The organism is Gordonia aichiensis (assembly GCF_039946255.1).
In the GTDB taxonomy this organism is placed as follows: Bacteria; Actinomycetota; Actinomycetes; order Mycobacteriales; family Mycobacteriaceae; genus Gordonia; species Gordonia aichiensis_A.
In genome coordinates, this window is record NZ_JBCDWL010000009.1 from 152,478 (window position 1) to 159,920 (window position 7,443).

Sequence of the window (7,443 nt, forward strand, 5' to 3'; positions counted from 1 at the left end):
ACCGCTGACATAGGGTTGAACGATGACCAACGGCAACACCGATGACGTGGCGACCGCTTCCGGCGATCTCGCCGAGCTGATCGATCTGCTCGATGTGGAACGAGTCGACGAAGACCTGTTCGTCGGCAGGCATCCCGAGCAGGTGATGGCTCGAACCTTCGGTGGCCAGCTGCTCGGGCAGGGCGTGGTGGCGGCCGGTCGGTCGATCACCAAGGGCGCCCCGCCCGTGCACGCCCTGCACGCCCACTTCATCCGCGGCGGCGACGTCTCCAAACCGCTCGAGTACCACATCGACCGCTACCGCGACGGGCGTGCCTTCGCCAACCGGCAGGTCACCGCCAAGCAGGACGGCGAGGTCGTCTTCACCATGCTGGTGGCGTTCCAGGACAACTCGGCCGGCCTCGAGCACGCGGTCGAGATCCCGGAGGTGCCCTATCCGGAGGAGCTGCCGCCGTTGGAGGCCCGGTTCAAGGGCTACGAGGACAAGATCGAGGCGTTCGTCAACGCACTGCACCCCGTCGACATCCGGTTCGCCAACGACCCCACCTGGGTGATGAAGGAGACCGGGGAGAAGCTCAACCACAATCGGGCGTGGATGAAGGCCGACGGCGTCCTGCCGGACGATCCGCTGATGCACGTGGGAGCGATGGCCTACTCGTCGGACACCACGGTGCTCGACTCGATCATCACCACGCACGGCCTCTCGTGGGGCATCGATCGGCTCTTCGCCGCCACCGTCAACCACTCGATGTGGTTCCACCGCGAGTTCCGGTTCGACGAGTGGATGCTCTACGCCACCGAGTCGCCGGTCGCGGCCGGCTCCCGCGGAATCGGGTCCGGACGCTTCTTCAAACGCGACGGAACGCTCGCCACCTCGGTGGTTCAGGAAGCGTTGATCAAGTACTTCCCGCCGCGCGGCTGAGGTCACGACGATGACGGACAGCGACCCCGAGACCGAGCACACCACGAGCTCTCCGGCGTCGGTCGCCGGTGCCCCCGACGTGCGCTTCTTCCTGCCGCAGGGGCCGCCGCTGCCGCCCAAGCGCTGGCAGCGACGCTGGAAGACGGGAATCCGCGTGGGCAGCGTCGTCGTCGGGGCGGCGTTCGTCGGCGCCGCGGTCTTCGCCGTCGCGCAGGGGGTGAACGCGAGCGCGCACTTCACCGCCTCCGGGGCGGTGGAGGTGGACTGCGCTTCTCGGGCGAAGCCCTTCGCGCCGGATCTGCGACAGGGTGCCCCCGTCCGGATCGTCGATGCGAAGTCCGGCGAACTGTACGGATCGGCGAAGCTCGATGAGTTCCGAAAGCTGGGCAGCGGCATCTGCCTGGTCGGCTTCCAGATGCCGAACGTCCCCGTCGCCGGGCTCTACACCGTGGAGATCGGCGACCGGTACCGGACGCTCGCGTCACAGGCCGCCCTGCAGGGCGGCGCGCTCCTGTCCTGACGCCCGCGTGTCGCACCACTTTCGTTCTGCGCTCCCTGTCGCGACACGGGGCGCACAACACAGGTGGTGCGATACCCCGCAGACGAACGCGGGGGCGGATTCGGGGCTCGGCGGGCGGTGTGAGTACACTGACTTCTCGCACCACCACCGGCCCCGGTGGCGAAATTGGCAGACGCGCCGCACTCAAAATGCGGTCTCTAACGAGGTGCCGGTTCGAGTCCGGCCCGGGGCACCCAGAGTCACCACAGGATTCAACGCATTGCCGAGTCGATCGGAGCCGCCTCGATGAACGACCCCGGCCAGTCGACGCGCGCAGCGAGCAGAGTCGTTGTCGCCGAGGACGATTCGCTGATCCGGATGGATCTGATCGAGATGCTCCGCGACGAGGGATACGACGTCGTCGGTGAGGCCGCCAACGGACAGGTCGCCGTCGACCTCGCCGAACAGCTGCGACCCGATCTGGTGATCATGGACGTCAAGATGCCCGTGCGCGACGGGATCGACGCAGCCAGCGAGATCGCCCGCAAACGCATCGCACCGGTGGTGATGCTGACCGCCTTCAGTCAGCGTGAATTCGTCGAACGCGCCCGCGACGCCGGCGCGATGGCCTACCTGGTGAAGCCCTTCACCCAGGCCGACCTGGTGCCCGCCATCGAGGTCGCGCTGAGCCGCTACCGCGAGCTGAAGGTCCTCGAGGCCGAGATCGACGACCTCTCCGGTCGTTTCGAAGCGCGCAAGCTCATCGACCGCGCGAAAGGTCTGCTGATGGACAAGCAGGGCCTGAGCGAGCCCGAGGCGTTCCGGTGGATTCAGCGCAATGCGATGGACAAGCGCGCCACCATGAAGGCCGTCGCCGAGATCGTCGTCGAGACGCTCGGCGAGCGCTGAGACCCGCGCGTCTGTCCAGGTCCTTCGCCGGACGCGTCGGTGAGCCGAACCGGGACTGCCGGCAGACGTCCGACGCCGTCGGTCGTTGTCGGAGCCACCACCTAGACTCGGGGGCGTGAGTGCAGCGCAGGCGACGAGCAGATCAGGGCAGACCACGACCACCTCGGGTGGCGGCGACCGGACGAAGGGGAAGGCGGGGGATCGGCCGACGCTGATGCTCCTCGACGGCCATTCGCTGGCCTACCGGGCCTTCTTCGCGCTGCCCGCCGAGAACTTCAAGACCAACACCGGACAGAGCACCAACGCCGTCTACGGCTTCACGTCGATGCTGATCAACCTGCTGCGCGACGAAGAGCCCACGCACATCGCCGCGGCGTTCGACGTCTCGCGCAAGACCTTCCGGTCGGAGATGTTCCCGGAGTACAAGGCGCAGCGCGACAAGTCGCCCGACGAGTTCCGCGGCCAGGTCGACATCACCAAAGAGGTGCTGGAGGCGATGGGCATCGCGGTGATGGCGGTCGAGGGCTACGAGGCCGACGACATCATCGCCACCCTCGCCACGCAGGCCGACGCCGCGGGCTACCGCGTCCTGGTCGTCACCGGCGACCGTGACTCGCTGCAGCTGGTGAACGAGAACATCACGGTCCTGTACCCGAAGACCGGCGTCTCGGTGCTGACCCGCTTCACCCCGGAGGCCGTCGAGGAAAAGTACGGTCTGACGCCCGCGCAGTACCCCGACTTCGCGGCGCTGCGCGGCGACAAGAGCGACAACCTGCCGGGCATCCCCGGTGTCGGCGACAAGACGGCGACCAAGTGGATCGTCGAGTACGGCTCGCTGCAGGCCCTGGTCGATCGCGTCGACGAGGTGCGCGGCAAGGTCGGCGACTCGCTGCGCGCCAACCTGGCGTCGGTGCTGATGAACCGTGAACTGACCGAGATGATCCGAACGATGGACCTGCCGGCCGGCCCCGACGAACTGGCTCTGCACGCGTGGGATCGCGATCGCATCCACAAGCTGTTCGACGACCTCGAGTTCAAGGTGCTCCGCGATCGCCTCTTCTCCACGCTGACCTCCGTCGAGCCGGAGGCGGACTCTGGATTCGACCTGCGCGGCACCCGCCTCGGCTCCGGGGAGGTCGGCGCGTGGCTCGCCGAGCACGCCGCGTCCGGGCGCAGCGGGCTGGCCGTGACCGCGCCCCGCCGGGTGGTCGGCAGCGACGTCGAGTACCTGGCGATCGGCGCCGCCGACGGCGAGGCCGCCTTCGTCGATCCGACCGAGCTGAGTGCCGACGACGACGCCGCACTCGGACAGTGGCTGGCCGATCCGGCCAAGCCGAAGGCGGTGCACGAGGTCAAGTGGGCGCTGCACGCGCTGCACGGACGCGGGTGGACGCTCGCCGGCGTCACCTCCGACACCGCGCTCGCCGCCTATCTCGTGCGGCCCGGGCAGCGCAGTTTCAACCTCGACGACCTCACGCTGCGCTACCTGCGGCGCGAGCTGAAGGCCGACGAGCCGGGCGGCGACGACGGTCAGCTCTCGCTGCTCGACGACGACGCCGACGTCCAGCGGGCCGCCGACCAGCTGATGCTGTCGGCGCAGGCGGTGGCCGAACTCGCGGACACCCTCGACACCGAACTGGCCCGCATCGACTCCTCGGCGCTGCTCACGGACATGGAACTGCCGCTGGCCTTCGTGCTCGCCGACCTGGAGGCGGCGGGAATCGCCGTCGACGTCGAGCACCTCGACGCGCTGGAATCGGAGTTCGCGCAGCGTGTGCGCGATGCGGCCGAGGCCGCCTACGAGGTCATCGGTGAACAGGTGAACCTCGGCTCGCCCAAACAGCTGCAGGCCGTGCTGTTCGACAAGCTCGACATGCCGAAGACGAAGAAGACCAAGACCGGCTACACCACCGACGCCGATGCGCTCACCTCGCTGTACGAGAAGACCGAGCATCCCTTCCTGAAGCACCTGCTCGAGCACCGGGACGCCACCCGGCTGCGCGTCACCGTCGAAGGCCTGCAGAAGACGATCGCCGACGACCAGCGGATCCACACCACGTTCAACCAGACCGTCGCCGCCACCGGGCGGCTCTCGTCGACCGAGCCCAACCTGCAGAACATCCCCGTCCGCACCGAGGCCGGCAGGCAGATCCGCCACGCCTTCGTGGTGGCGCCGGGAGCGGTGGTGAGCGAGTCCGGTGGCGCCGGCGTGCAGTTCGAGACCCTGATGACCGCGGACTACTCGCAGATCGAGATGCGGATCATGGCACACCTGTCGGGCGACGAGGGCTTGATCGAAGCCTTCAACACCGGCGAGGACCTGCACAACTTCGTCGGCTCGCGGGCCTTCGGCGTGCCGGTCGACCAGGTGGACGCGCAGATGCGTTCGCGGGTCAAGGCGATGTCGTACGGTCTGGCCTACGGTCTGTCGGCGTACGGGCTGGCCGCTCAGCTCGGCATCAGCCGCGAAGAGGCCAAGCAGCAGATGGAGCAGTACTTCGACCGCTTCGGCGGCGTGCGCGACTACCTCCATCACGTGGTCGAGGAGGCGCGGCGCAACGAGTACACCGCGACGCTCTTCGGCCGTCGCCGGTACCTGCCCGACTTGAACTCCGACAACTTCCAGCGACGTCAGTCCGCCGAACGGATGGCGCTCAACGCGCCGATCCAGGGGACCGCCGCCGACATCATCAAGGTGGCGATGATCAACGTGCAGAACCGCCTGCGCGCCGAGCAACTGTCGTCGCGGATGCTGCTGCAGGTGCACGACGAACTGGTCCTGGAGATCGCCGCCGGGGAGCGCGAACAGGTCGAGAAGCTGGTGCGCGAGGAGATGGGCAGCGCAATCGAACTGTCTGTGCCGCTGGAGGTCTCGGTCGGCTACGGTCGCAGTTGGGACGATGCTGCGCACTGACGGGACCCACCCGACCGCGCCGAGCCGGGGAGGAGGCGACGATGAGCGACGATGAGTTCGGCCGCGCGCCGACCCTGCACGGCGAACCGCTGCCCTTGCCGCCGCCCCCGCCCCCACCGCTGCACCCGCAGCGGCCGGCCGGCCGCACGCACTGGCTGTTGATCGCCGTCTCGGCGATGAGCGTCCTCGTCCTCGGGCTGGGTGGCCTGCTGGTCTGGCTGCTGATGCACGACGACGCCGCGGCGGCGCCGGCGCGTGAAGCCGTCGTCGTCTCGGCACCCGGACTGCCGCCGCAAGCCCCGTCGCCCGATAGCCAGACCGTGCAGACCCCGACTGGGCAGAACCCGGCTGGGCAGACCCCGGCTGGGCAGAACCCGGCCGGGCAGAACCCGACTGGGCAGAACCCGACTGCGACCGAACACGTGACGGCAGGCACCTGGTATGCGCAGTTCGGGGCGTTCAACGACTACGGCAATGCGCAGGCGGAAGCGGCCCGCCACTACGGCGGGATCATCCTGCCCGGATCGACGCTGAGCCTGTCGACGAGGTACGTCGTCGTTCGAGCCGCGGCGTCGCGGGCCGAAGCGGCCCAGGTGTGCGCTCAATTCGCCGAGGGCGCCTGCTATGTGAGGAGTGGAGAATGACCGACACACTGCCGATCGCGGTTCTTCGAGGCGACGGAATCGGGCCCGAGGTGGTGCCGGTCGCGATGGCGGTGGCCGAGCGGGCGCTGTCCGTGCAGGGCCTGACGATCGAGGCGACCGAGTTGGACTTCGGTGCGGCGGCCATCGACGCCGACGGCGGGCCGCTGCCCGATGCGACGCTCAATGCACTGGAGGACTTCGAGCTGTGGGTCGTCGGACCGCATCACAGCGCCTCGTATCCGCCGCATCTGCGCAGTCCCGCGCCGGGCGCGGTGCTGCGCAAGCAGTTCGGTCTGTACGCCAACCTCCGGCCGGCCCGCGCGCTGAGCGGAGTGGAGGCCGTCGCGGCCGACATCGACCTGTTGATCGTGCGCGAGAACAGTGAGGGACTGTACGCCGACCGCAACATGACCATCGGCAGCGGCGAGTTCATGCCGACCCCCGATGTGGCGATGGCCGTCGGCGTGATCACCCGCGCCGCGTCCGAACGGATCGCCGTGGAGGCCTTCGAGGCGGCGCGGCGACGGCGCGGGCACGTCACGATCGTGCACAAGGCGAACGTGCTGCGACTGAGCACCGGATTGTTCCGCGATGCGTGCCTCGAAGTCGCGCAGCGCTACCCCGACGTGCGCGTCGACGAACAGTACGTCGATGCGATGGCGGCGCACCTGGTGCGCAGGCCGGCCGACTTCGACGTCATCGTCACCGAGAACCTGTTCGGCGACATCCTGTCCGACCTGGCGGGCGAACTGTCGGGTTCGCTGGGGCTGGCGCCGTCGATCAACGCCTCGGCCACCCAGGCGATGGCGCAGGCGGTGCACGGCGCCGCCCCCGACATCGCCGGCCTCGACGTGGCCAATCCGGTCGCGATGATCGTCTCGGTGGCGATGCTGCTGCGGTGGCACGCCCGCCGCACCGGTGACACGCGCGTCGACGCCGCCGCCGACGCGATCGAGGGCGCCGTGGCCCACGTCCTCGCCGACGGCACCGCGACCGCCGACCTCGGGGGCACCGCAGGCACCCGGGCCTTCGGTGAGGCGGTCCGCGCGCACGTCGGCTGAGCGTCCGGGGATCTCGATACGTTCGCTCACTCCGTTCGCGGACTACTCGATCAGCCTGGGGTGGCCCCAGGCGGTCGTGTGGTCGCCGAGCGTCCGCCCAGGGTGGTCGTGTGGTCGCCGAGCGTCCGCCCAGGCCGGTCGTGCGGTCACCGAGCGTGGCCCCAGGCCGGTTGTGCGGTCACCGAGCGCGCCTCCCAGGGTGGTCGAGTAGTCACTGAGCGTGCCTTCCAGGGTGGTCGAGTAGTCACCGAGCGCAGCGAGGCGACGTATCGAGACCCTGTGTCGGGTCGCTGGTCCTCAGTCCGGTCGTGCGTCACCGAGTGTGCCTTCCAGGGTGGTCGAGTAGTCACCGAGCGCAGCGAGGCGACGTATCTCTAATGGGTATTGGCTGGTCTGGTGCTAGCTGGAAGGCTTGGTTCTAGCTCCTTGTCCGAGTGGGACTGGTGTCGTATGTGCGGCCATCATGGTGGGCTTCGTCTCGACTTGTCAGCTCG

Annotated in this window: 6 protein-coding genes and 1 tRNA gene; all 7 read left to right on the forward strand. The window is 68.8% G+C overall.

Annotated elements, in window-relative coordinates; all coding sequences use genetic code 11:
* The first annotated feature begins 22 nt into the window (after positions 1–22).
* The 7 genes from AAFO60_RS12785 (at position 23) to AAFO60_RS12815 (ending at position 6,949) form a co-directional block, all read left to right on the forward strand.
* Positions 23–922, forward strand: coding sequence for an acyl-CoA thioesterase (locus tag AAFO60_RS12785; RefSeq protein WP_347956581.1), 900 nt, complete (start codon positions 23–25; stop codon positions 920–922).
* A 10-nt stretch (positions 923–932) separates the two neighbouring features.
* The gene (locus tag AAFO60_RS12790) at positions 933–1,442 is read left to right on the forward strand and encodes a hypothetical protein (RefSeq protein WP_347956582.1); all 510 of its coding nucleotides are present in this window, start codon (positions 933–935) and stop codon (positions 1,440–1,442) included.
* A 150-nt stretch (positions 1,443–1,592) separates the two neighbouring features.
* Positions 1,593–1,674 (forward strand) — tRNA-Leu (locus tag AAFO60_RS12795).
* A 53-nt stretch (positions 1,675–1,727) separates the two neighbouring features.
* Positions 1,728–2,330 (forward strand): ANTAR domain-containing response regulator, encoded by a 603-nt coding sequence (locus tag AAFO60_RS12800; protein ID WP_347956583.1) that lies wholly within the window; start codon positions 1,728–1,730, stop codon positions 2,328–2,330.
* A 214-nt stretch (positions 2,331–2,544) separates the two neighbouring features.
* Positions 2,545–5,244 (forward strand): DNA polymerase I, encoded by a 2,700-nt coding sequence (gene polA, locus AAFO60_RS12805; RefSeq protein WP_347956597.1) that lies wholly within the window; start codon positions 2,545–2,547, stop codon positions 5,242–5,244.
* Between the two features lie 41 nt (positions 5,245–5,285).
* On the forward strand, positions 5,286–5,888 hold the full coding sequence (locus tag AAFO60_RS12810) for an SPOR domain-containing protein (protein ID WP_347956584.1): 603 nt from the start codon (positions 5,286–5,288) through the stop codon (positions 5,886–5,888).
* On the forward strand, positions 5,885–6,949 hold the full coding sequence (locus AAFO60_RS12815) for an isocitrate/isopropylmalate dehydrogenase family protein (RefSeq protein WP_347956585.1): 1,065 nt from the start codon (positions 5,885–5,887) through the stop codon (positions 6,947–6,949). Before AAFO60_RS12810 ends, AAFO60_RS12815 begins: the two co-directional genes overlap by 4 nt.
* The last annotated feature ends 494 nt before the right edge of the window (positions 6,950–7,443 follow it).

Excerpts from the sequence above, each read along its gene's own strand:
- AAFO60_RS12815 (WP_347956585.1), top strand. The coding sequence starts at position 5,885 with ATGACCGACACACTGCCGATCGCGGTTCTTCGAGGCGACGGAATCGGG.
- AAFO60_RS12785 (WP_347956581.1), top strand. The coding sequence starts at position 23 with ATGACCAACGGCAACACCGATGACGTGGCGACCGCTTCCGGCGATCTC.
- AAFO60_RS12790 (WP_347956582.1), top strand. The coding sequence starts at position 933 with ATGACGGACAGCGACCCCGAGACCGAGCACACCACGAGCTCTCCGGCG.
- AAFO60_RS12810 (WP_347956584.1), top strand. The coding sequence starts at position 5,286 with ATGAGCGACGATGAGTTCGGCCGCGCGCCGACCCTGCACGGCGAACCG.
- polA (WP_347956597.1), top strand. The coding sequence starts at position 2,545 with ATGCTCCTCGACGGCCATTCGCTGGCCTACCGGGCCTTCTTCGCGCTG.
- AAFO60_RS12800 (WP_347956583.1), top strand. The coding sequence starts at position 1,728 with ATGAACGACCCCGGCCAGTCGACGCGCGCAGCGAGCAGAGTCGTTGTC.